Annotated in this window: 21 protein-coding genes, 1 tRNA gene and 1 other RNA gene; 9 read left to right on the top strand and 14 right to left on the bottom strand. The window is 72.2% G+C overall.

Translation table 11 applies throughout. The features are described from left to right. Positions 1-28 precede the first annotated feature (28 nt). From AB0K09_RS12110 to ffs, 9 genes are all read right to left on the bottom strand, one after another. Complete coding sequence (locus AB0K09_RS12110; protein WP_366065227.1) at positions 29-1,222, bottom strand: hypothetical protein; 1,194 nt, start codon at positions 1,220-1,222, stop codon at positions 29-31. Continuing rightward, a complete protein-coding gene (locus tag AB0K09_RS12105; protein WP_366065226.1) occupies positions 1,219-1,923 on the bottom strand; it encodes a SigE family RNA polymerase sigma factor in 705 nt (234 codons plus the stop codon). Before AB0K09_RS12105 ends, AB0K09_RS12110 begins: the two co-directional genes overlap by 4 nt. A gap of 313 nt (positions 1,924-2,236) precedes the next feature. Beyond that, the gene (locus tag AB0K09_RS12100; protein WP_366065225.1) at positions 2,237-3,439 is read right to left on the bottom strand and encodes an aspartate-semialdehyde dehydrogenase; all 1,203 of its coding nucleotides are present in this window, start codon (positions 3,437-3,439) and stop codon (positions 2,237-2,239) included. After that, the gene (locus tag AB0K09_RS12095) at positions 3,436-4,707 is read right to left on the bottom strand and encodes an aspartate kinase (RefSeq protein ID WP_366065224.1); all 1,272 of its coding nucleotides are present in this window, start codon (positions 4,705-4,707) and stop codon (positions 3,436-3,438) included. The genes AB0K09_RS12100 and AB0K09_RS12095 overlap by 4 nt, the downstream gene beginning before the upstream one ends. A gap of 219 nt (positions 4,708-4,926) precedes the next feature. Further along, positions 4,927-5,589, bottom strand: a complete 663-nt coding sequence (locus AB0K09_RS12090; protein ID WP_366065223.1) for a DUF5063 domain-containing protein — start codon at positions 5,587-5,589, stop codon at positions 4,927-4,929. Further along, entirely contained in the window at positions 5,582-6,181 is a 600-nt protein-coding gene (gene recR / locus AB0K09_RS12085) for a recombination mediator RecR (RefSeq protein ID WP_171085258.1), read from the bottom strand. The genes AB0K09_RS12090 and recR overlap by 8 nt, the downstream gene beginning before the upstream one ends. A gap of 161 nt (positions 6,182-6,342) precedes the next feature. Continuing rightward, a complete protein-coding gene (locus AB0K09_RS12080) occupies positions 6,343-6,684 on the bottom strand; it encodes a YbaB/EbfC family nucleoid-associated protein (RefSeq protein ID WP_366065222.1) in 342 nt (113 codons plus the stop codon). Between the two features lie 129 nt (positions 6,685-6,813). Continuing rightward, positions 6,814-9,066, bottom strand: coding sequence for a DNA polymerase III subunit gamma and tau (locus tag AB0K09_RS12075; protein WP_366065221.1), 2,253 nt, complete (start codon positions 9,064-9,066; stop codon positions 6,814-6,816). A 97-nt stretch (positions 9,067-9,163) separates the two neighbouring features. Continuing rightward, positions 9,164-9,258: signal recognition particle sRNA small type (gene ffs, locus AB0K09_RS12070), an RNA gene on the bottom strand. A 121-nt stretch (positions 9,259-9,379) separates the two neighbouring features. Here ffs and AB0K09_RS12065 point away from each other — a divergent pair. Next, positions 9,380-9,467, top strand: a tRNA-Ser gene (locus tag AB0K09_RS12065). 547 nt (positions 9,468-10,014) lie between these two features. Here the strand turns inward: AB0K09_RS12065 and AB0K09_RS12060 are convergent. Next, positions 10,015-10,167, bottom strand: coding sequence for a hypothetical protein (locus tag AB0K09_RS12060; protein WP_366065220.1), 153 nt, complete (start codon positions 10,165-10,167; stop codon positions 10,015-10,017). Between the two features lie 89 nt (positions 10,168-10,256). Between AB0K09_RS12060 and AB0K09_RS12055 the strand changes: the two genes are divergently transcribed. The 6 genes from AB0K09_RS12055 (at position 10,257) to AB0K09_RS12030 (ending at position 14,004) form a co-directional block, all read left to right on the top strand. Continuing rightward, the gene (locus tag AB0K09_RS12055; protein WP_366065219.1) at positions 10,257-10,535 is read left to right on the top strand and encodes a CopG family transcriptional regulator; all 279 of its coding nucleotides are present in this window, start codon (positions 10,257-10,259) and stop codon (positions 10,533-10,535) included. Beyond that, positions 10,532-10,957 carry a PIN domain-containing protein gene (locus tag AB0K09_RS12050; RefSeq protein ID WP_366065218.1) on the top strand — a complete coding sequence of 142 codons (426 nt, stop codon included), beginning with the start codon at positions 10,532-10,534 and terminating at the stop codon, positions 10,955-10,957. The genes AB0K09_RS12055 and AB0K09_RS12050 overlap by 4 nt, the downstream gene beginning before the upstream one ends. A 432-nt stretch (positions 10,958-11,389) precedes the next feature. After that, positions 11,390-12,466 (top strand): PP2C family protein-serine/threonine phosphatase, encoded by a 1,077-nt coding sequence (locus tag AB0K09_RS12045; RefSeq protein ID WP_366065228.1) that lies wholly within the window; start codon positions 11,390-11,392, stop codon positions 12,464-12,466. A gap of 272 nt (positions 12,467-12,738) precedes the next feature. Further along, positions 12,739-12,942 carry a cold-shock protein gene (locus tag AB0K09_RS12040; RefSeq protein WP_366065217.1) on the top strand — a complete coding sequence of 68 codons (204 nt, stop codon included), beginning with the start codon at positions 12,739-12,741 and terminating at the stop codon, positions 12,940-12,942. Positions 12,943-13,376: 434 nt separating this feature from the next. Next, complete coding sequence (locus tag AB0K09_RS12035; protein WP_366065216.1) at positions 13,377-13,634, top strand: hypothetical protein; 258 nt, start codon at positions 13,377-13,379, stop codon at positions 13,632-13,634. Positions 13,635-13,689: 55 nt separating this feature from the next. Next, a complete protein-coding gene (locus tag AB0K09_RS12030) occupies positions 13,690-14,004 on the top strand; it encodes a hypothetical protein (RefSeq protein ID WP_366065215.1) in 315 nt (104 codons plus the stop codon). 217 nt (positions 14,005-14,221) lie between these two features. On the opposite strand, the gene AB0K09_RS12025 is transcribed toward AB0K09_RS12030, so the two are convergent. Continuing rightward, entirely contained in the window at positions 14,222-16,261 is a 2,040-nt protein-coding gene (locus tag AB0K09_RS12025) for a M6 family metalloprotease domain-containing protein (protein WP_366065214.1), read from the bottom strand. 283 nt (positions 16,262-16,544) lie between these two features. Between AB0K09_RS12025 and AB0K09_RS12020 the strand changes: the two genes are divergently transcribed. Next, entirely contained in the window at positions 16,545-17,156 is a 612-nt protein-coding gene (locus tag AB0K09_RS12020; RefSeq protein ID WP_366065213.1) for a TetR family transcriptional regulator, read from the top strand. Further along, a complete protein-coding gene (locus AB0K09_RS12015; protein WP_366065212.1) occupies positions 17,153-18,385 on the top strand; it encodes an MFS transporter in 1,233 nt (410 codons plus the stop codon). The genes AB0K09_RS12020 and AB0K09_RS12015 overlap by 4 nt, the downstream gene beginning before the upstream one ends. Here the strand turns inward: AB0K09_RS12015 and AB0K09_RS12010 are convergent. From AB0K09_RS12010 to AB0K09_RS12000, 3 genes are all read right to left on the bottom strand, one after another. Further along, positions 18,319-19,182, bottom strand: a complete 864-nt coding sequence (locus AB0K09_RS12010; protein WP_366065211.1) for an MOSC N-terminal beta barrel domain-containing protein — start codon at positions 19,180-19,182, stop codon at positions 18,319-18,321. The two genes, AB0K09_RS12015 and AB0K09_RS12010, sit on opposite strands and share 67 nt — an antisense overlap. Continuing rightward, entirely contained in the window at positions 19,179-20,468 is a 1,290-nt protein-coding gene (locus AB0K09_RS12005) for an insulinase family protein (RefSeq protein ID WP_366065210.1), read from the bottom strand. Before AB0K09_RS12005 ends, AB0K09_RS12010 begins: the two co-directional genes overlap by 4 nt. After that, positions 20,465-20,773: hypothetical protein (locus tag AB0K09_RS12000; protein ID WP_366065209.1), on the bottom strand; the 309-nt coding region annotated here is incomplete at its 5' end. The genes AB0K09_RS12005 and AB0K09_RS12000, both read right to left, overlap by 4 nt.

Raw genomic sequence — 20,773 nt, 5'->3', positions numbered from 1 at the left:
CGGCCGTCGTCCCGCCGGGGCCCGACCGCTAGGGGGCGGTCGCCAGGGGACCGGTGCGGTAGATCGTGCCGGCACAGGCGTCGGGGATGGTGGTGTCGGCGGCCTTCGGCTCGCCCGCGTCGGGGGTGTGGCTGAGGAGCACGCTGCCCGGAGGCTTCGGCGTGCCGGTGTCCTCGGCCTGCGGCTTCGACTCGACCGCCGGAAGGGCCGCCGGTGCGGCCTCGGCTCCATGGGTGGCCTTGGCCGAGCTCGCGGCCGGTGCGGGCGAGGCCGAACCACCGCCGCCGGCGCCCTCGCTCTCCTTGGCGCAGCCGCTCGGCCCGCCGGCGGCCGCCGGCACCCAGGCGAACTTGATCTCATACGCCTGGCCCGGCTGCAGGATGACCTGGCTCGGCTCGGTGACCGGGTCGGGGAGCCCGGGCGCCGCGTCGCCGGCGGTGTGGTCCACGACGGAGATCCGCGAGGGCTCGGCGCCGCCCTGCGCACGGGCGGCGACCACGCCGGGGCCGGCGACGGAGCAGACGGTGCGGGAGACGTTCATGACGCGGAACGCCCCGTAGACCCGGCCCTTCTTGTCGGGGCTGCCGACGCTGCCGGTGCCGTTGCCGAGCTGATCGCGGTCGCAGCTGGGCGAGGTCGCGGCCAGAGTGGGGGCGGGCGCGGGAAGGGTGCTGCCGCCGGGGCCGGCGGAGGGCGGGGCGGAGCTGGAGCCGGTGCCGGTCCGGCCCGTGCCCCGGGTGCCCGAAGCCCGGTCGTCCTGGCGCGCGTCCCGCCCGTCACCGCTCTCGCCGGGCTGGCCGCTCTCGTCCGCCACGCCGGTGCCGTCCTGCTCGTTCACGCTCTGGCGGGTGTGCTGGCGGCTGCTGGCGGTGTTGGCCCGGTGCCCGTCCGCGGTGCCGCTCGTGGTGGCGACGTGGATGAGCGCGGGCAGGGCCGTGGCGCCGAGGATCAGCGCTGCGGTGGCTCCGACGACGGCCTGCCGGCGGCGCGTGCGCCGGACCGGTACGGCGCGCCGCAGCTGCTCCAGTGCGTCGCCGGACGGCTCGAGGTGGCCGACGGCGCCCTGCAGGAGGTTGCGCAGTGCCTGTTCGTCCAGGCCGTCGCCGGAGGCGTGCTCGCCGGGGCCGTGGTTACGGGCGCCCTGGTTGCCGGGGTCCTGGTTGCCGGGGTCCTGGTTGCCGGGGTCCTGGTTGCCGGGGCCCTCGGAGTGCTGGTGGCTCATACCGGGGCCTCCATGGCGACGCGGAGCGCCGCGATGCCCCGCGAGCCGTATGCCTTGACCGATCCCAGGGACAGGCCGAGGGTCTCGGCGACCTGGGCCTCGGTCATGTCGGCGAAGTAGCGCAGCACGAGGACCTCACGCTGGCGACGCTGCAGTCCACGCATCGCTTTGATCAATTGGTCTCGCTCCAGCTGTTCGTACGCGCCCTCCTCGGCGCTCGCCATGTCGGGCATCGGCTTGGACAGCAGCTTGAGCCCGAGGATGCGGCGGCGGAGCGCCGAGCGGGACAGGTTCACGACAGTTTGCCGCAAGTAGGCCAGGGTCTTCTCCGGGTCCCGGACCCGGTTGCGCGCGGAGTGCACGCGGATGAACGCTTCCTGGACGACGTCCTCGCAGGACGCGGTGTCGTCGAGGAGCAGGGCGGCGAGGCCGAGCAACGACCGGTAGTGGGCGCGGTAGGTCTCGGTGAGATGGTCGACTGTGGTGCCCGCAGCCATCGCCTCGTCAGCGTCCCCCGGCTGCGGGGACGACTGCTGGGGCAGCTGGGACGGAATCTGGCCGGGACGGGCGGCGGACCACGGAGCGATCACCGGCATACCGCCCGGAAAGACGCTCGTCCCTGCGCGTGCCGTGCCGGCACGCGGGCGCAACGGGGTGCCGCCGCGCCTCGGGGCGGTTGCGATGCTGATGACCTCTGCCACGCCTGTTGGACACGCTTCCCCCCGTCAGGGTTGTACGCGTGAGGACTCGCGATGGCCGGCGCCGACGCCCCCACGACGGACGACGCGCCTGACGCTGCGTCATATGTCCCCATGCGTACCAGCTCTTCCTCAATGCCCCGTTATTTGGCACCGCCGTGAGAGACGGCAACAAAGACGCTCCCCGCCCGGGCTGCGGTTGCAGATGGGCGGGGAGCGAAATCGTCGAACAGTTCGTCTGCCCAGTTCAAGAGGTCTGGACCAACGACTTGATCACAACAAGTTGGTCACAGCACCTTCACACGTTCCACAAGTATTACGGAGCTGTCGGCTCTGCCGCCACGAGTTCTGCGATCTGGGCGAGATTGAGCGCGGCGCCTTCGCGCAGATTGTCCGCGCAGAGGAAGAGTGCGAGCGCTTTCGGGTCGTCCGGCGAGCGCCGCACGCGGCCCACCCAGGCGGGATCCGTGCCCACCACATCGGCGGGCGTGGGGAATTCGCCGCGCTCCGGACTGTCGCACACCACGATCCCCGGCGCGTTGGCGAGGATCTCGTGCGCCCGGCCGACGCTCACCTCGTTCTCGAAGCACGCGTGCACGCTCATCGAGTGGCCCGTGATGACCGGTACGCACACACACGTCGCACCGATCCGCAGTCCCGGCAGTCCCAGGATCTTCCGCGTCTCGTCCCGCAGGCCGAGTTCCTCCGAGGACCAGCCGTCGGCGTCCGGTCCCGCACCGGTCCAGGGCACGACGTTCAGCGCGACCGGCGCCGGGAACGGGCCCGTCCCCTCGCCGACCGCGCGCCGCACGTCGCCGGGCCGCGTGCCCAGCTCCGTCCCGACGACGACCGACGCGAGCTGCGCGCGCAGCGCGTCGATGCCGGGCCGCCCGGCCCCCGAGACCGCCTGGTACGAGGAGACGACCAGCTCACTCAGCCCGAACTCGGCGTGCAGCGCGCCCGTCACGACGCTCAGTGACAGGGCGAGGGCGCTGGGGCTCGCGACGATGCCACGAGGACGGATGCGGGCCGCGTGCGCGTTGACCTCGGGGACGACGAGCGGCACCTCCGGATCCATCCGGAACGCGCCCGACCCGTCGATCACGATCGCACCCTTGGCCACCGCCACCGGCGCCCAGCGCGCGGAGATCTCGTCCGGTCCGGTGAAGACGGCCACGTCCACACCTGCGAAGGCGTCCTCGTCGAGCGCGAAGACCTCTGTCTCCACACCCCGGACGGACGGCTTCCGCCCGGCCGAGCGAGCGGCTCGGGCGGCCTGCGGGGTGTCCACCAGCCGGATCTCGCCCCAGACGTCCGCACGCCGGGACAGGATCTCCAGCAGCACGCCCCCGACGACACCGGTGGCCCCGACGACGGCGAGCGTGGGACCGCCCCCGTCCGCACCACCAGCACCACCGGGACCACCAGCACCACCGACAGTGTCCGCACCGCCGGCAGCAGCGAGGCCGTGCGGTCCGCCCGGAACGGCCGCCGGGCCGTCCGGGCGGGAGCCGGTCATCGGCCGGTGCCTCCGTACACCACGGCCTCGTCGTTCTCACTGTCCAGGCCGAAGGCCGTGTGCACCGCGCGGACGGCCTCGTGCACGTCGTCGGCGCGGGTGACGACCGAGATGCGGATCTCGGAGGTCGAGATCAGCTCGATGTTCACGCCCGCGTTCGACAGCGCCTCGAAGAACGTCGCCGTGACGCCCGGGTTGGTCTTCATGCCCGCGCCGACCAGGGAGATCTTGGCGATCTGGTCGTCGTAGCGCAGGGAGTCGAAGCCGACCTTGTCCTTCGTCTTCTCCAGCGCCTCGATGGCCTTGCGGCCCTCCGTCTTCGGCAGGGTGAAGGAGATGTCGGTCAGACCGGTGGACGCGGCGGAGACGTTCTGGACCACCATGTCGATGTTGATCTCGGCGTCCGCGATGGCCCGGAAGATCGTCGCGGCCTCGCCCGGCTTGTCCGGCACGCCCACGACCGTGACCTTCGCCTCGGAGGTGTCGTGCGCGACACCCGAGATGATCGCCTGCTCCATCGGCTGGTCCCCTTGCGGTTCGTTGCTGACCCACGTGCCCTTGAGCCCCGAGAAGGACGACCGCACATGGATCGGGATGTTGTAACGGCGTGCGTACTCCACGCAGCGGTGCAGCAGCACCTTCGAGCCGGAACTGGCCAGCTCCAGCATGTCCTCGAACGAGATCCACTCGATCTTGCGGGCCTTCTTGACCACGCGCGGGTCGGCGGTGAAGACACCGTCGACGTCCGTGTAGATCTCGCAGACCTCGGCGTTCAGCGCGGCCGCGAGAGCGACAGCAGTGGTGTCCGAACCGCCCCGGCCCAGCGTCGTGATGTCCTTGCTGTCCTGGGACACGCCCTGGAAGCCGGCCACGATCGCGATGTTGCCCGCGTCCACCGACTGCTGGATCCGGCCCGGCGTGACGTCGATGATCCGGGCTTTGTTGTGAACCGAGTCCGTGATGACCCCGGCCTGGCTACCGGTGAACGACTGCGCCTCGTGACCGAGGTTTTTGATCGCCATCGCCAGCAGCGCCATGGAGATTCGTTCTCCGGCGGTCAGCAGCATGTCGAACTCGCGTCCGGCAGGCATCGGCGAAACCTGCGCGGCGAGATCGATCAACTCGTCCGTCGTGTCGCCCATCGCGGAAACCACGACGACCACCTGGTGGCCGTTCTTCTTGGCTTCGACGATTCGCTTGGCGACCCGCTTGATGCCCTCGGCATCGGCAACGGAGGAGCCTCCGTACTTCTGCACGACAAGGCCCACGTGCGCTCCTCGCAGCTCTGTGTATTGCGGTCGCTTCAGAGTCTAACGATCGGGGGAAATCGGCCGAACGCGTATCGCGTGCTGAGACCCGGCTCCCACCTGCGGCATCGCGCGCGGATGCCTGCCGGGCGCCTGCCGGGCGCCTGCCGGGCGCCTGCCCGGTGCCAGCTCGGCGACCTGCGGGATGACCCGCGGGACGACTTGCGGGACCGGCCGGGGTCAGCGGCCCGTGGTGTGCATCCCCAGCGGTCCCCCGATCTCGGCCGCCATGACCCGGCCCGCCTGCTCGGCCAGGTCCTCCTCGGTCGCCGCGTCGTCCGTGTCGAGCCCGTCCAGCTCGTCCAGCGGCTGGTCGAGGCGGACGTGTGCGACGAGCGACTGCAGGGCGCGCAGGCAGGCGGAGGCGGTGGGGCCCCAGTTCGTGAGGTAGGAGAACTGCCACCACCACAGGGCCTCGTTCACCCGGCCGTCGCGGTAGTGCGCCATGCCGTGCCGCAGGTCGGTGATGATGTCGGCGAGGTCGTCGGAGATCCGGCACGCGACGGGCGCGGTACGGGGGACGTAGGGGTCGAAGACCTCGGAGTAGACGTCCACCGGGTCCAGCATCGCGGCGAACCGCTCGCGCAGTTCGTCGACGTCCGGCTCGGGGCCGACGTCCGGCTCGTACCGCTCGTCGGGCAGGAAGTCCTCGTGCGCACCCAGCCGGCCGCCCGTGAGCAGCAGCTGGGAGACCTCCAGCAGCAGGAAGGGGACCGCGCTGTCCGGCTCGTCGCCGCGGGACACCTCGGTGACGGCCACGATGAAGCTCTCGATCGAGTCCGCGACCGAGACCGCGAAATCAGCCGGGTCGCGCTGGGCGTCGTGCAGCGTTGCGTCAGACATCGAGAAGTCGTCTCCCTTCGAAGGCACGCCCGAGCGTGACCTCGTCGGCATATTCAAGATCTCCGCCTACCGGCAGGCCGCTGGCCAGCCGGGTGACCTTCAGTCCCATGGGCTTCACCATGCGCGCGAGGTACGTGGCCGTGGCCTCACCCTCGAGGTTGGGGTCCGTGGCCAGGATCAGCTCGGTGACCGAGCCGTCCGCGAGCCGCGCCAGCAGCTCACGGATGCGCAGGTCGTCCGGGCCCACGCCCTCGATGGGGCTGATCGCCCCGCCGAGCACGTGGTAGCGGCCGCGGAACTCCCGCGTCCGCTCGATCGCGACGACGTCCTTCGGCTCCTCCACGACGCAGATCACCGCGGGGTCGCGGCGCGGGTCCTGGCAGACCCGGCACCGCTCCTCCTGGGCGACGTTGCCGCAGACGGCGCAGAACCGGACCTTGGCCTTCACCTCGGTCAGCGCGTGGGCGAGCCGGCGGACGTCGGCCGGCTCGGCCTGCAGGATGTGGAAGGCGATCCGCTGCGCGCTCTTGGGACCGACGCCGGGCAGCCTGCCCAGTTCGTCGATGAGGTCCTGGACCACGCCTTCGTACACGGATCGGGTTCCCTTCCGGGCTCTGCCTGCTACGGCTTCCGTCTTGTGCTGTTGTCTGGTGCGGACGCCCCCGCGGGGCCACTTCCGCTACTACGTACGCTACGCGCCCTCGGCACCGGCATCAGCGCGGGATCCACACCGGTTCGGCAACGAGTCCGAGGTCAGAAGGGCAGGCCGGGAATGCCGCCGCCGCCCAGGCCCTGGGCCAGCGGGCCCAGCTTCTGCTGCTGGAGCTGCTGCGCGGCGGCGTTCGCGTCGCGCACGGCGGCGAGGACGAGGTCGGCGAGGGTCTCGGTGTCCTCCGGGTCCACCGCCTTCGGGTCGATGACGAGGCCCTTGAGCTCGCCGGCACCGCTGACCGTGGCCTTCACCAGGCCACCGCCCGCCGTCCCCTCGACCGAGGAGTGCGCCAGCTCTTCCTGGGCCTTCGCGAGATCCTGCTGCATCTTCTGGGCCTGCTGGAGCAGCTGCTGCATGTTGGGCTGACCACCACCGGGGATCACGGTTTCGCTCCTGCTGTCGACGACGATGAACGATGTTTCTCGGTAGCCCGAGCCTACGTGTTCACCGAGCGGCGCGCCCCGGGCCACCGGAAGTACGGAGGCGTGCGGACGCGGGCACCGCGCGCCCTCCTACTCGTTGGCGATCTCCTCGATCACGGTCGCGCCCAGCTCGCGCACGATCAGGTCGTGGCCGGTGAGGGCGGTGTCGTCGAGGTCGGGATCGTCCTCGGCGGGCATGTCGTCCTCGGGCGCGACCGGCGGGGGCTCGGGCTCCCGGTACGCGGGCGCGGGCGGCGCCGCAGGAGCGGCGGGCGCCGGCGCGGGCGTGGACGGCTGTGCGGGCTGGGGCGCGGGGGCCGCCGGAGCCTGGGCCTGCGGCGGGCGCGGGGTGCTGGGGGCGCTCGGCGCGGCCGGCGCGTTGTAGGAACCGCCACCACCGGTGTACCCGCCGCCACCGCCGAAGCCGCCGCCACCGCCGAAGCCGCCACCGCCGCCCGTTCCGCCGCCGGACGGGTCGACGACCAGCTCGACCTTCCACTGCACGCCGAAGCGCTCGCCCAGCGCCTGGCGCAGCACGTCCTCGCTGCCGCTGTTGGCGAAGCTGTCGCGCGCTCCGGCGTTGGAGAAGCCCACCTGGAGCGTGGTGCCGTCGAACCCGGCGACCTGGGCGTTCTGGCTGAGCAGGATCCAGGTGAACCGGCGGCGGTTCTTGACCGCCTCCAGAATCTCGGGCCACATCTGCCGTGCCTGCGACACATCACCCTGCGCCTGCTGGGGCGCGGGAGCGGAGGGAGTGCTCGGCGCGGCGGGCGCCGCGGGGGCGCCGGAGGTGGCGGACGCGGCAGGCGCGCCGGACACGGTGGACGTGGCGGACGGCCAGGCGCCGGGGCGCGCGGCGGGTGCCGCCTGCGGCTGGGCCGGGGCGGTCGCGGCAGGCCAGGCGCCGGGCTGCGCGGCGGCGGGCGCCGCGGCCGGAGAGGGCTCGACGGGCTGAGGGGCCTGGGCGGGTTCCTGAACCGGAGGGGCGGCGGCCGGGGCCTCGTACGACACGGGACGGGCCGGGGCGGCCGGCGCGGCCTGCGTCCCGTTCGCCATCCCGTTCGCCATTCCGTTCACCGCCGCGCGGGCCGCCGCGGGACCGGAGAGACCCGCCACGGCCGGGGCCGGGGCGTGCGCGTCCGCACCCGGCACGTATCCCATGGGCACGCCCGCACCACCGCCGGCGACACCGCGCTCCAGGCGGTCGAGGCGGGCCCGGACCGAGCGCTCGTCGTCGAAGGCGGCCGGGAGCAGCACCCGGGCACAGATCAGCTCCAGCTGGAGGCGCGGCGAGGTGGCGCCGCGCATCTCGGTCAGACCCTCGTTGACCAGGTCGGCGGCGCGGCTGAGCTCCCCGGCCCCGAAAACCGAGGCCTGGGCCTGCATGCGCTCGACGACGTCGACCGGGGCGTCGATGAGCCCCTTCTCCGCGGCATCCGGCACGGCGGCGAGGATGACGAGGTCGCGCAGCCGCTCCAGCAGGTCGGCGACGAAGCGCCGGGGGTCGTTGCCGCCCTCGATCACCCGGTCGACGACCTCGAAGGCCGCTCCGCCGTCACCGGTGGCGAAGGCGTCGACGACGGCGTCCAGCAGCGAGCCGTCCGTGTATCCGAGGAGGGACGTCGCCATGGCATATGTCACACCGTCCTCGGCGGCGCCGGCCAGCAGCTGGTCCATCACCGACATCGAGTCACGGACCGATCCGGCGCCCGCCCGCACGACCAGGGGCAGCACGCCCTCCTCGACCGGGATCGCCTCGCGCTCGCACACCTCGGCCAGGTACTCGCGGAGGGTGCCCGGGGGGACGAGCCGGAAGGGGTAGTGGTGCGTACGCGACCGGATCGTGCCGATGACCTTCTCCGGCTCGGTGGTCGCGAAGATGAACTTCAGATGCTCCGGCGGCTCCTCGACCACCTTCAGCAGGGCGTTGAAGCCCGCCGAGGTGACCATGTGCGCCTCGTCGATGATGTAGATCTTGTACCGGCTGGCGGCCGGGCCGAAGAACGCCTTCTCCCGCAGCTCACGGGCGTCGTCCACACCACCGTGGGACGCGGCGTCGATCTCGATGACGTCGATCGAACCCCGCCCGTTCCGCGCGAGGTCACGGCAGGACTGGCACTCCCCGCAGGGTGTCGGCGTCGGCCCCTTCTCGCAGTTCAGGCAGCGGGCGAGGATGCGCGCGCTGGTCGTCTTGCCACAGCCGCGCGGCCCGCTGAACAGGTACGCGTGATTGACCCGGTTGTTCCGCAGCGCCTGCTGCAGCGGGGTGGTGACATGCTCCTGCCCGATGACCTCGGCGAAGGACTCGGGACGGTAGCGGCGGTAGAGCGCGAGGGACGACACACCTACGACGATATCGGGCCCCACTGACAAGTGGCCTCGCTCACAGAATCCCCGGCCCCCGGAGGCCCGGGCGCCCCGCCGGCACGGCCCCGGAACGCAAAGGGCCCCCCACGCACCCGCCAGAGCCCACCTACCCTTGCTGCCTTCCGGCCCTGGGGGAGTTCGGTGAGATAGCGCCACGTGAGGGGCTTGCCTCCACAGTAGCGGATCGCCGGGGGTGCTCGGCCACCCCTCGATCACCTCCCGGCCCCCGGGGACCCCCTCCCGGGATCGGGTTCGCGAGCACTGCTCCGCGTCTTGTATTGTTTGCGGCGGAGGATTCGCCTAGAGGCCTAGGGCGCACGCTTGGAAAGCGTGTTGGGGGCAACCCCTCACGAGTTCGAATCTCGTATCCTCCGCCAGTGCCTCACCGGGCACTACCGAAGGCCCCGACCGGGAAACCGGCCGGGGCCTTCGGCGTTCTCTGTAGGTGTACCCGAGCACGCGTCCCGGCCGCTCCCCCGGACCCTCGGTGCATGATCGCGCCGATGCCCCCCAGGGGATGCCGAGGAGCAGCAGCACCGGGTTCACCGGAAATGGCATGCGCATCGGCGCACGGTCGTGGCAGTCCCTCGCATCCCGAAGGCATGGAAGCCGGCGCTACCAGACGCGGAGCCCCTGCCTCCGTCCCGCCGACGCACAGCGGGCGCCGTTACCGGCGGATGTACGAATGGCTACGCACCAAGGGCGCCTACGACTACGGGATGACCGCGCTCGACCTGCACGCGGAGAACCGAACCACCGAACCGCTCACGATCACCGACATCGGCGTCCGCAGAACAGACGTCGGCGTACCTCTGCGCGCCGCCCTGGTGGCCTACCCGCCAGTCGGCGCCGTGCAGAAGGAACTCATCTACTTCGATCTCGACGAGACCGATCCCACGGGTCGACCTGCGGTCGCGGCCGCCCTCACTCGTCGGGGCCGCCCTCATCCTCAAGGTCGTCGAGATCCGCTTCCGCGAAGAGGAAGATCCCGCCGATGATCAGGGCTGCCCCGATGAACTGCCGGGGGCCGCTCTCTCGCCGAGGAAAGACGATCGCGGCGACCGCGGCGATGGCCAAGACAGCCCACACCCACCGCCGTCGCCTGATCGCCGGGTCGTCGTCATACGGCTGGTAAGGGGCGTGACACCAAGAGTATGGTCGCTTGTATGGCGACGAAGAAGGTGACGGTGACCATTCCCGAGGATCTCCTCGACGAGATTCGCGCGGAGGCGGCGGAACGGGGCCTGTCGGCGTACGTCGCCGAGGCGCTGCGCTTCAAACGCGACCGGGACAGACTGCGAGAACTGGTCGACTGGCTGCAGGAGGAACACGGCCCCGTCACCGATGACGAGCGAGCGGCAGCGTTCGAGGAACTGGAGGATCTCGACGCCGAGCACGAGCGCCGCCGTGCCGCCGGAAACCGCGACGCCGGAGAGGCCGCGTGACGAAGCGGGCCGCTGAGCACGGACAGCGGCCGCTGCGCATCTTCGTACTTGACTGCGAAGCCCTGTCCCTGGCCGTGCGTGGGGACCGGAAGATGATCGCCTGGCTCGATCTCGCGACCCGAGGGGAGGCCGAGGTGGTGACGTCGCCGATGACGCTGATCGAGGCGTACGACGGCAGAACCACCGAGCAGCGCTGGGACTGGGTGCTCTCCCGGCTCAAGGTCGCCGACATCGGAAAGGACGAGGCGCGCCAGGCACGACGGCTCCTGGCCGACGCCGAGCTGCACGGCCACAAGTACGCGATCGACGCCGTACTCGCCGTCATCGCGCGACAGCAGAAGGGACAGGTCACCGTCTTCACCTCGGACGTCGACGACTTGGAGAAGCTGGTCCCGGACACGATCGTCGTCAAAAAGGTGTGACTGGACCCGCACTGGTCTCGGTTCTGGTCTCGGTTCTGGTCTCATTCGCCCCGGTCCAGCACCATCCAAAACCCTCGCTGTCACCCGCCCCACCCCAGGTCAGAACACCCCCGTCCGACTCCGGCCACCCGGACGAACAGTCGGAAAGCGTGTTGGGGGCAACCCCTCACGAGTTCGAATCTCGTATCCTCCGCCACCGCTGACCAGCGGAAGCGAAGCCCCGGTGCGGAGGTCCGGCAGAACGAGCTTCTCGAAGAGCTGCGCGAGGTCGCTTCACCGCAGATCCGCGCCGCCGGTGCCCGTACGGCCCCGGCGCCGGAGCATCGGAGCGCTATGTCCACTTTGTGTGGATATCCTATGAGCGTGATCACGCCTGGACGGCTGCGCCTCCCTCGCCGCCACGGCCGGGGGCCGCTCACCCTGCTGTCACCGGTGATTCTGACCGTCGTCATCGCCAGCCTGGCGTACAGCACCCCCAAGGAGTGGGCCTTCAGCCGCCTCCTGCCCTCGGCGCCCGCCCTCGCCGCCAGCATGTGGCCCGTACTGCCCACCGTTCTGCTGGGGACCGTCTGTCTGCTGCTCATGATCGGCCTCGGCATCGTGTTCCCGGGCCTGGGCACCTGGTGGACGGCGGCGGGGATCGTCGCCGTCACCGTGGCGGCGGCCTACGGAAGCCACGTCCGGCTCCAGCGGGAGCGGACCCTGTTCCAGGTCCGCCTCGTCGCCGACGCGGCGCAGCAGGTCGTCCTGAGCCCGATGCCGCGCCGCTTCGACGGCGTCGAGATCGAGTCGCTGTACCTCGCGGCCGCGGCCGAGGCCCGCATCGGCGGTGACTTCTACGAGGTGGTCGACACCCGCTACGGGGTCCGGCTGCTCATCGGCGACGTGCGGGGCAAAGGCCTGCCGGCGGTGGGCCTGGCCGCGGCGGTGGTCAACTCCTTCCGGGAGGCCGCCTACGACGAGTCGGACCTGGGCAGCATCGCGCGCCGTCTGGAGGCCAGCAGCACCCGCTACAGCGCCGCGTTTCCCCCCGAGGACCTGATGGAGCGCTTCACCACCGCCCTGCTCGTCGAGATCCCGCCCGACGGCGGCCGTCTCCACGTCCTCAACTGCGGACACCCCCCGCCGCTGCTCCTGAGCCGCGGGGGACTCCGCGCCCTGGAGCCCACCGCTCCCTCGCCGCTCCTCAACCTCGCGGACCTGATCGGTGACGGCTACAGCGTCGACACCTTCCGCTACGCCCCGGGTGACCTGCTGCTTCTCTACACCGACGGCGTTACGGAGGCCCGCGACCGCGACGGTGAGTTCTTCCCGCTGACGACCTGGATGCGCCGGCAGACCCCGGCGCGGCCGCGCGAGCTGCTCGACGCCCTCCACCGCGACCTTCTCCAGTACAGCGGAGGGGGCCTGGACGACGACATCGCCGGCCTTGCCGTGGGCCTGCACGCGCCTCCGCAGCCACTCGACGGCCGGGAGGGGACGGCCGCGCAGGCGCGCCACCGGCCATAACGGCGCGAAGCTGCGCGGACGCGCCCCGGTGTGCGACGGGCCGCGCCCTCCGGGCTTCAAGAATATTTCGCGGAAATCCCGCACAGCGGGAAGACCTGTGCTAGCTTGGATTCAGTTGCAGTTTTGGTACCCATGAACTCGGTGTGCGCCTGACGGTATGTGACCTCAGGCGCATTTTTGTTTTTCCGGCTTGTTCCGGGTGGGGTCATTTCGGCGACCGGGATTCCGCACGGTGCGGAAACCCAGTACTGCCCCGTAACAAGGAGAAGATCATGGCTACTGGAACTGTGAAGTGGTTCAACGCGGAAAAGGGCTTCGGCTTCATCCAGCAGGACGACGGCGGCGCCGACGTCTTCGCCCACTACTCGAACATCGCCACCAACGGCTTCCGTGAGCTGCAGGAAGGCCAGCGCGTGAGCTTCGAGGTCGCGCAGGGCCAGAAGGGTCCGCAGGCGCAGAACATTCTGCCGGCCTGACGCTGATTTTCCGGGTACGCCGCGGAAGCGGCGGCTCGTCGGGACAGGGTCCGTACCTCCTTGCCGAGGTGCGGGCCCTGTCCGTTTTCCATGCTGAAATGACCGGGCGACACGAGTGAATTCCGCGTGGCACGATCGCACCGGCGCCGTTCCGGCGGACCGGTGAAACGACAGGGAAATCACGGGCGGCATACGCGTGACGGCGGTGCGCACAAACATCACGTACTGGAAAGCGACCCGTCAGGATCCCGTCGGGTCGCCGGTCGTCGCGCTCGGTGACGACGGGGCCGGGAAAGGGCTCTTCTCCCGCGCGCGTCGTGTACACCGCGGGGTATACGGTGGATGTGGATATGGGATTGATCACCACGATCGGTCACCCACTCGCACGATTCCGGCCTGTCCGCCGACCCTGCCGTGCCAGAGGAGATCCGCCGATGACGGCCCAGCTGCCCCCCGCCGGTCATGCCGAGGTCCGCGTCGTCGCGGCGACGCCCGAGGTGGCCCGCAAGGTGGCGGAGGTGCTGCGCCACTGTTTCGCCTCGGCCGAGCAACGCAGCTACCCGGCGGGGACCGAAGGCGGAACCCGTCTCCACCTCACGGTGGACACCACCCGGGCCGCCGGGCCGGCCCGGTCATGGCTGGCGGCCAGCCAGCCCTCCGTCGACGACCACCCCGAGGCGGACGAGTCCTGACGGGCCCCACAGGGCCCGGGCGCCGACGAGGCCGACAGTGAGAGGCGCGGCAGCCATGGCAACACTCCGCGAGCGGAAGAAGCACCGCAGGGCCGTCATGCTGGCCCTCTACGACGCGCTGGAGGACAACCGTCCGGACCTCGGCGGAACCGCCCTGCGCGACCAGCTGCGGCTCTCCGACGAGGACTTCGCCTCCGCCTGCACCTACCTCTCCGACGAAGGACTCATCTCGGTCGACTGGACGTCCCACCGCAGCCCCGCGACCCTCGCGCTCACGCACGACGGCATCTGCCTCATGGAGGCCGCGGAGGAGGAAGAGGCGGCGGAGGAGGAAGAGGCGGCGGAGGACGAGGCCGGCGAGCGCGGCTGACGCCACCGGGGCCGTGGCGGTTTCCCTCCCCGTGTCTCTTTCCCGTCCGGCCACGCGTCCCCGACTCCGGCGCGACGCGTGGGCGGAACCCGGAGAGGGGAAACGACCGTGGCGACCATGACGCTCTTCGACCACGTCTGAAGGGCGCGCACGGCAGCACGGGGGGCAATACGGCGGCCGGAGGGGCCCCGCCATGAGGAGGCCGGGGCCCCGGTGTTCAGTGGCCCGACTTCCTGAGGGTGCAGGTGGCCGTCGCCGTCTTGCCCGGGTCGCTCTCCGAGCGTGCGGTGAGGGTGACGCCGCCGGCGCGCTCGGCGGCCGGTCCCGCGGTCACGGCGACGGGGACGGAGACCGAGGAGCCGGCCGCGGCGGTGGTGAGACGGTTGGGCAGCCAGGCGGACCAGCCGCGGCCGGTGGCCGTGGCGGACAGGCGGTAGACGTCGGAGGACAGCCGGGGGTCGCCGCCCGGGGCGGGGCGGCCGGTGTTGGCCAGGGCGAAGGTGCAGACGGCCCGGCCGGTGCCGGGCGTGCCCCTCGCCTCGCCGGCGCCGAGGGCGAGGCCGCGGTCCTGGGAGCCGGCGCCGTCGAGGGACTTGACGCCTATGTCGTAGGAGAGCACGCCGGAGGCGTCGCGCCGCACATCGAGCACGTAGAAGTGCAGGCGGTTGGCCTCGTCGACGTACTCGTACGAGCTGCCGGAGTCGGCTCCGGCGTGGAAGAGCGCGTCGCTGAGCTGCCGGTAGTCACCCATGGTGATCTTCTGCGGGGTGCCGTCGGGGCGGACGAAGTCGACCATGCCGATGTCCTCCGGGTGGGCGTCGACGACCCAGGCGAACGGGGCCCGGTCGGCGTTCTTCGTCTTGGTGAGCAGCACGCCGCTGTCCGGTGTGAAGGAGTCCATGCCCATGCGGTCGACGACCTCGACGGTGAAGTTGTCGTAGCCGCCGCCGTCGCAGAGCGGGTCGGTGCCGCGGTCGCAGGCCGGGGACAGGTCGCGGCTCATGGCGATGTCGATGCCGCTCAGTCCCTTCTCGCCGGGCGGCGCGGAGCGCGCGGTGACGCGGGCGACGACGAGGCCGGAGTTCTTGAGGGCGTCGCGGTCGAGGCGCAGGACGTTCGCGTCGCCGACGATGCCGAGCTTCATCTTGTCGCGCAGGACGTGCTCGGCGCCCATGGAGCCGCCCCCGGTGGCCGGGATCCGCCAGCGGGTGTGCGGGCCGCCGGGGCCGTTGAACGTGCCCCGCGAGAGCATGCCCCAGATGCCGGTGTAGGCGCGGCTGAGCGGGGTGCCGTAGGGGTTGTTGTAGTTGTCGCCTATGCCGAGGATGTGGCTGAACTCGTGGGCGAAGGTGGCCATGCCGGAGCTCTCGGTCTGGGTGGAGGAGCCGTCCGCCGCGTTGGGCCAGATCCGGGCGGCCGCCCGCCAGGACGTCCAGGGGACGTAACGAGTCCGGGCGGCGTTGCCGCCGGCCGGGACGGGGGACGGCGGGCCCCAGGCGGCCGGCACGTCCTGCGGGCCGGTGAACCGCATCGGGCCGAACTCCTGCCAGGCGGAGGACTCGTCGACCCCCGCGGTGAGGTAGAAGACGAAGTCGAACGACGCGGCCTTCGCGGCGCCCACGTCGGCCACCCAGGCGCGCTTGCCGTCCGCGCGGATGTCCTTGCCGCAGGAGTCCCCGACCGGGCACGCCCCCGGGTTCATCCCCGGTTCGATGCCGTACTGGTAGGACTTCCCCGGCATGCGGTACACGCCGAAGGCGGTCAGGTCGACGCCGAGGCGGCCGCCGGAGTCCTCCATCCAGTACTCGTTGATGGTGTGGCCGTGGTTGAGCCGGCCGGGCTTGTTGAGGAAGTCGCGGTAGAAGGCGGGCAGCCGGTCGCGCGGGATGCCGGACGCCTCCGGCTGGGGATTGCCGAACGGGCCGGAGCCGGCCGGCTTGCTGACCGAGAACTCCTCGTCCGGGTAGTCCAGGAGCACCAGCGCGCCCTTGAACGCGCGCCCAGTGGGCTTGCGGTCGGGGTTCGCCCAGTCGGTGCCGGGGACGGCGCGGTATTCGGCCCAGGTCATGTCGTCCGGGTTGCGCCAGTGCTGCGGGTCGATCGGCTGGACGAGCGGCTCCCGCTTCCAGGAGCCGGCGCCGGGTGCGGCCCCCGCGGGGACGGCCGCCAGAGCGGCCAGGAGGCCGAGGAGCGCGGCGACGAGGAGCGGCGTGCGTAATCGCCGTGCTCCGAGGGAGTGTCTGCGGCGGAGGAACATGACTCACCTCTCGTCTGCGGGAAAAAGGCGCGGGAAGAGGGTGCGGCAAGCCGTTCGACGGGTGTCCGTCCGGATGCCCGCCGCGGTCAACGTACGGGCACGGGAAGGGTGGCGCCAGAGTGTCCGCGTCGGCTTCCTGGGGCGCCTGGGCCGCACTGGAGTCTTTTTCAACTGACCGGTGCCGCAAGGGGATGCGCGCGCGGTTGCACGTTCTACCATCGGGCCGTCGTGGTCGCCATTGGCGAGATAGCGATCATACATGCACGTATGTATGATACCTGTCATGCGCAAAACCGCCGAGGAAGCCGCCCAGACCCGCGCCGCCCTGCTGGAGGCGGCCCTCTTCGTCTTCGCCGAACAGGGGCTCGCTTCGGCCAGGCTGGCGGACGTGGCCCAGCGGGCGGGCCTGACGCGCGGAGCGCTCTACTACCACTTCGCGGACAAGTCGGCCCTGTACGCAGCCGTGATGGAGCACTCCTGGGCCACCGTGACCGAGCCGGTGTGGGGCATCCTCAGCTCCGCCGAGCCGGTCGAGGAGCGCCTGCGGACCTTTCTCACCACGTGGTTGCACCGGCTGCGCCACGACACCCGTTTCCGCGCCCTGCTGACCCTCACGCTGGACAGCTCGTACGACACCGCGGCGCTGCCCGCGGGGCTGCCCGAGGGGCGGGCCGCGAAGGCGTCCGGGCTGGCCGGCTGGCAGCGGCGGCTCGAAGCGCTGTGCGGCGAGCACGCCGCCGCCGCGACGGGCGCCCCGGCCACTCCGGCGAGCGCCGCCGCGAACCTCCTGGCCTGGTTGTGCGGCACCGCCCTGCTGGCCGCCACCGACCCGGCCCTCCTGCCTCCGGACGACGCCGACGGCGTCGCCCCCGTCCTGCGAGGACTTCTCTCATGACCGGATTACCCGCCGGCACCAGGCCCCAGGCCGCGGTCACCGTGACCGCCCTGGCGCTCGGCGTCGACATGTTCCTGTACGGCAGCATCACCCCGCTGCTGCCCGAACTCCCCGCCGTCGACGGTTCGCCGATGACCGCCGGCGTGCTCTTCGCCGTCTACGCGGCCGCGCTGCTGGCGGCCACGCCCCTCGTCGGGGCCTGGGTCGACCGGCGCGGGCCACGCGCCCCCATGCTGGCCGGACTGCTGGGTCTCGCCGCCGCGACCGCGCTGTTCGCCGCGGCCGTGGACCTCGACGACGGCCCGGGGCTGACCCTGCTGTTCGTGGCCCGTGCCGCGCAGGGCATCGCCGCCGCGGCCTCCTGGACGTCCGGGCTCGCCCTGATCGCGGCGACCCACGAGCCCGAGCGGCGCGGCCGGGTGATGGGACTCGCCCTCTCGGCCGTCGGCGCGGGCGTGCTGCTCGGCCCGGCCGTCTCCGGACCGCTCAGCGACGCCTTCGGCCCGCGCGCGCCGTTCATCGCCGTCGCCGTCCTCGCGGCGGGCGACGCGGTGGCCCGCATCGTCCTGATCAAGCCCATGGCCGTGTCCGGGGAGCGTGTGCCCTACCGGGTCGTCCTGCGCGGCCCCCGGGTCGCCCTGCTGATCGCGCTGACCGGCCTGGGCGCCGCGGCGATCGCGTTCCCCGAGCCGGTCCTGCCGCTGCACCTGAGCGATCTGGGACTGGGCACGACCGGCATCGGACTCGTCTTCGCCGGCGCCGCCCTGGGCGGCAGCCTGGCGGCCCCGGTCGCCGGACTGCTCACCGACCACGCGGGGCCCGGGAAGGTCGCCTCGGCGGGCGCGCTCGTCGCCGCCCTCGGCTTCTTCCTCGCCGGACGCGACTCCACCGTCCTGTCCGTGACCGGTCTGGTCGTGGTGGGCTTCGGCGCGCAGCTGGTCCTGGCCCCCACCCTGGTCCTCATCGGGGCGCTCGCGGAGCACACCGGGACGGCCGCCTACGGCGCGGCGTACGCGCTCTACAACCTCGCCTACACGGGTGGTCTCGCGCTCGCCCCGCTCGCCGCCGGCGCCACGGCGAAGGCGACCGGCATTCCCACGGCGACACTGATCGCGTGCGGCCTGGCGGTGGCGCTCGCGGTGGTCCTGCTGACCCGGCGGGATCAGCCCTCGGCCGCGCCCGCCCGGCCCTCGGAGCTCACCCGGCCGGGCGTCACCAAGGACGCGTAGTAGCCGAGGTTATGACCGAAGGAGCGGTGGACCGTGCGGAGCAGTTCACGGTCCACGTCCAGCCCCTGCTGGGGACGCGAGATCATGACGCAGCGCGGACAGGGCGCCTCGACGCGCAGCACCGCACCGCCGACGCGCAGCTCGCGGCCGGTCCAGTCGTCGTCCGCCTGGTCGGGCCCCTCCACCACGAGGTTGGGGCGGAGCCGGCGGACGTCCACCGGCCTGCCCAGCGCGGCGGCGAGGGCGTCGAGCATGCCGGTGGTGACGACGTGCACCGGATACGCGTCGAAGTAGCTCCCGGGGATCGTCTGGAACTCGGCGACCTCGGAGGGCAGTTGGGACAAATCCGGGAGGTCCTCCAGCCCGGCCACGCCGAACAGGCCGGTCAGGTAGCCGGTCATGTCCTCGGGATACACGCGCGCGTAGTGCTCGCGCCGGTCCGCCGGCACCCGGGGCCACAGGGTCACCTCGGTGCCCAGATGGGCGCTGAGCACGTCGTGCACGCCCGGCAGATCGGAGGTCACCGGGGGCACGCCCGGCAGGCGCAGTTCGACGTGCGGCGCGGTCCTTCCCGGCACGGGCGGTTCCACGTAGCGGGCGGCGATGTCCAGCAGGGCGGGCAGCGAACGCGCGTCGGTGACGCAGCCGCGCTTCTCGTCCCTGAGGGCCCAGCAGCGGTCGCCCAGCACCCCGTCGGCGCCCAGCTCGCAGTCGTCGAGGCGCTCGCCCGCCATGCTCTTGACGGGGTACCTCCAGATCTCCCGTACGGCGGCACGGACGGCGGTTCCGTTCGTCATCCCGTACTCTCCTCTCCCCCTGCGGTCGTCCCGAGGTGCTCTCGGCCGCCGTGTGCGGCGATGTACCGGCGGGCCGCCCGGCGCAGATCGTACGGTGTCACCGCCGCGAGCCGGTCCGGGTAACGGCAGCTCTCGCCGGGGTCGACGCCCGCGATTCCGTAGCCGCACAGCCGCTCGGTGACCGATCGGCCGTTCTGTGCGGCCCGGAGGAACTGGATGATCAGTCGTTCCCGGGCGGACTCCAGGAGGGCTGCCTCGCATCCCCGGTCGGCCAGGGCGGTGATGACGGCGTGCGTCTCGGCCGCCACCTCGCCGATCGCTTCCGGCGCGCAGCCGGCCACGGTCATGCCGTAGCCGGCGTGCCCGAATTCGCGGCTGAACGCGGCCAGTGAGTACGTCAGCGCGCGCTCGCCGCGCAGCCTCCGGTCGAACAGCCCCTCCCTGCCGCCGAGCACGGCCCAGGCGAGGTGGACGGCGGCCTTGTCCGGGCTGCCGAGCGGGACTCCGGGGGTGCCGAGCAGGTGGTAGGCGAGTCCGGGCCCGGCGGGGGCGGAGAAGGTCACCGTCCGGACCGGCTGTCCGGGCGGCTCCTCGGCCGGCCCGTCGGCGGGCCGTGCAGTGGACCGGACAGCGGGCCGTGCAGTGGACCGGACAGTGCGCCGGATCGGCGTGCCGGACGCGGCCTCGGCCAGGCGCCGCAGCGCGGACGGTTCGGTGTGCGAGAGGGCGAGCACGGGCGGCGAGGCCCGGAGCGTGCCGGACAGCCGTGCCGCTTCCTCGGGCCCGCAGGCGGTGAGGAACGCGGTGCGCTCGTCGTGGCCGATCCCGTAGCGATGCGACCGGCCGAACAGTGCCCGCCGGATGCCGTCGGACCAGCGGTCGTCCGACGCGAGACGCGCCAGGCACTCCGCTCTCACCGCGTCGAACGCCGCGTCGAACTCCGGCTCCGGGCCGGCCGATCCGTCCGCGCACCACTGCGGCACCTCGCACAGCACCGCGCGGTCCGACCGGACGCACTCCACGGTCACTCCGGCGTAGTCGGCGGTGACCACGGGCTCGGTGCGGACGGTCGCACCGGACCGCCGCGCCGTCCGTGCCACCGCCCGCGCCCAGCAGGCGGCAAGGAGCGGCGCGGCGAGGACTGCCGCACGCTCCGCGCCGGCGAGCGGCAGCGCCAGCGTGACCGCCGAGAGGGCCGTGCCCTCGGCGTGGCCGCCGATGACGACCACGCCCTCGGCCGTCCGGACACACGCGATCTCCGGTGTCACCGGCGGCGCGGGCGTCACGATGCGTCTCCGGCGTCGTCGATCCGCGCGGTCTGCCGCTCCCACAGGGCGATCACGGCTGCCACGTCGGACGGTGACACTGACGTCGGTGGTTCGGCGCCGCCGTCCGTCGCGCGGGCGGCCGTCGTCTCCAGGTCCTCGGCGTCGCGCAGGTACGGGATCAGTGCCTCGGCGCGCAGCCAGGCCGCCCCGTCGGCGGCGAGGAGCCGCTCCCGTGCCGCCCGCAGCGCGGTCCGCACGGCGCGGGTCGTGGTGGCCGCGTCCGGGGCCCGGAGCAGGGCCCAGACACACACGTGCCCCCGCAG

The organism is Streptomyces sp. NPDC049577 (assembly GCF_040675635.1).
GTDB lineage: Bacteria > Actinomycetota > Actinomycetes > Streptomycetales > Streptomycetaceae > Streptomyces.
The sequence above is the reverse complement of the archived record's forward strand: the minus strand, read 5'-3'. Positions and strand labels throughout refer to the sequence as shown.

What these genes read in the sequence shown, in the direction of transcription:
- AB0K09_RS12110 (WP_366065227.1), bottom strand. Translation starts at nt 1,222, where the DNA reads ATGAGCCACCAGCACTCCGAGGGCCCCGGCAACCAGGACCCCGGCAAC.
- AB0K09_RS12100 (WP_366065225.1), bottom strand. Translation starts at nt 3,439, where the DNA reads ATGACCGGCTCCCGCCCGGACGGCCCGGCGGCCGTTCCGGGCGGACCG.
- AB0K09_RS12090 (WP_366065223.1), bottom strand. Translation starts at nt 5,589, where the DNA reads ATGTCTGACGCAACGCTGCACGACGCCCAGCGCGACCCGGCTGATTTC.
- AB0K09_RS12055 (WP_366065219.1), top strand. Translation starts at nt 10,257, where the DNA reads ATGGCGACGAAGAAGGTGACGGTGACCATTCCCGAGGATCTCCTCGAC.
- AB0K09_RS12040 (WP_366065217.1), top strand. Translation starts at nt 12,739, where the DNA reads ATGGCTACTGGAACTGTGAAGTGGTTCAACGCGGAAAAGGGCTTCGGC.
- AB0K09_RS12035 (WP_366065216.1), top strand. Translation starts at nt 13,377, where the DNA reads ATGACGGCCCAGCTGCCCCCCGCCGGTCATGCCGAGGTCCGCGTCGTC.
- AB0K09_RS12030 (WP_366065215.1), top strand. Translation starts at nt 13,690, where the DNA reads ATGGCAACACTCCGCGAGCGGAAGAAGCACCGCAGGGCCGTCATGCTG.
- AB0K09_RS12025 (WP_366065214.1), bottom strand. Translation starts at nt 16,261, where the DNA reads ATGTTCCTCCGCCGCAGACACTCCCTCGGAGCACGGCGATTACGCACG.
- AB0K09_RS12020 (WP_366065213.1), top strand. Translation starts at nt 16,545, where the DNA reads ATGCGCAAAACCGCCGAGGAAGCCGCCCAGACCCGCGCCGCCCTGCTG.
- AB0K09_RS12015 (WP_366065212.1), top strand. Translation starts at nt 17,153, where the DNA reads ATGACCGGATTACCCGCCGGCACCAGGCCCCAGGCCGCGGTCACCGTG.
- AB0K09_RS12010 (WP_366065211.1), bottom strand. Translation starts at nt 19,182, where the DNA reads ATGACGAACGGAACCGCCGTCCGTGCCGCCGTACGGGAGATCTGGAGG.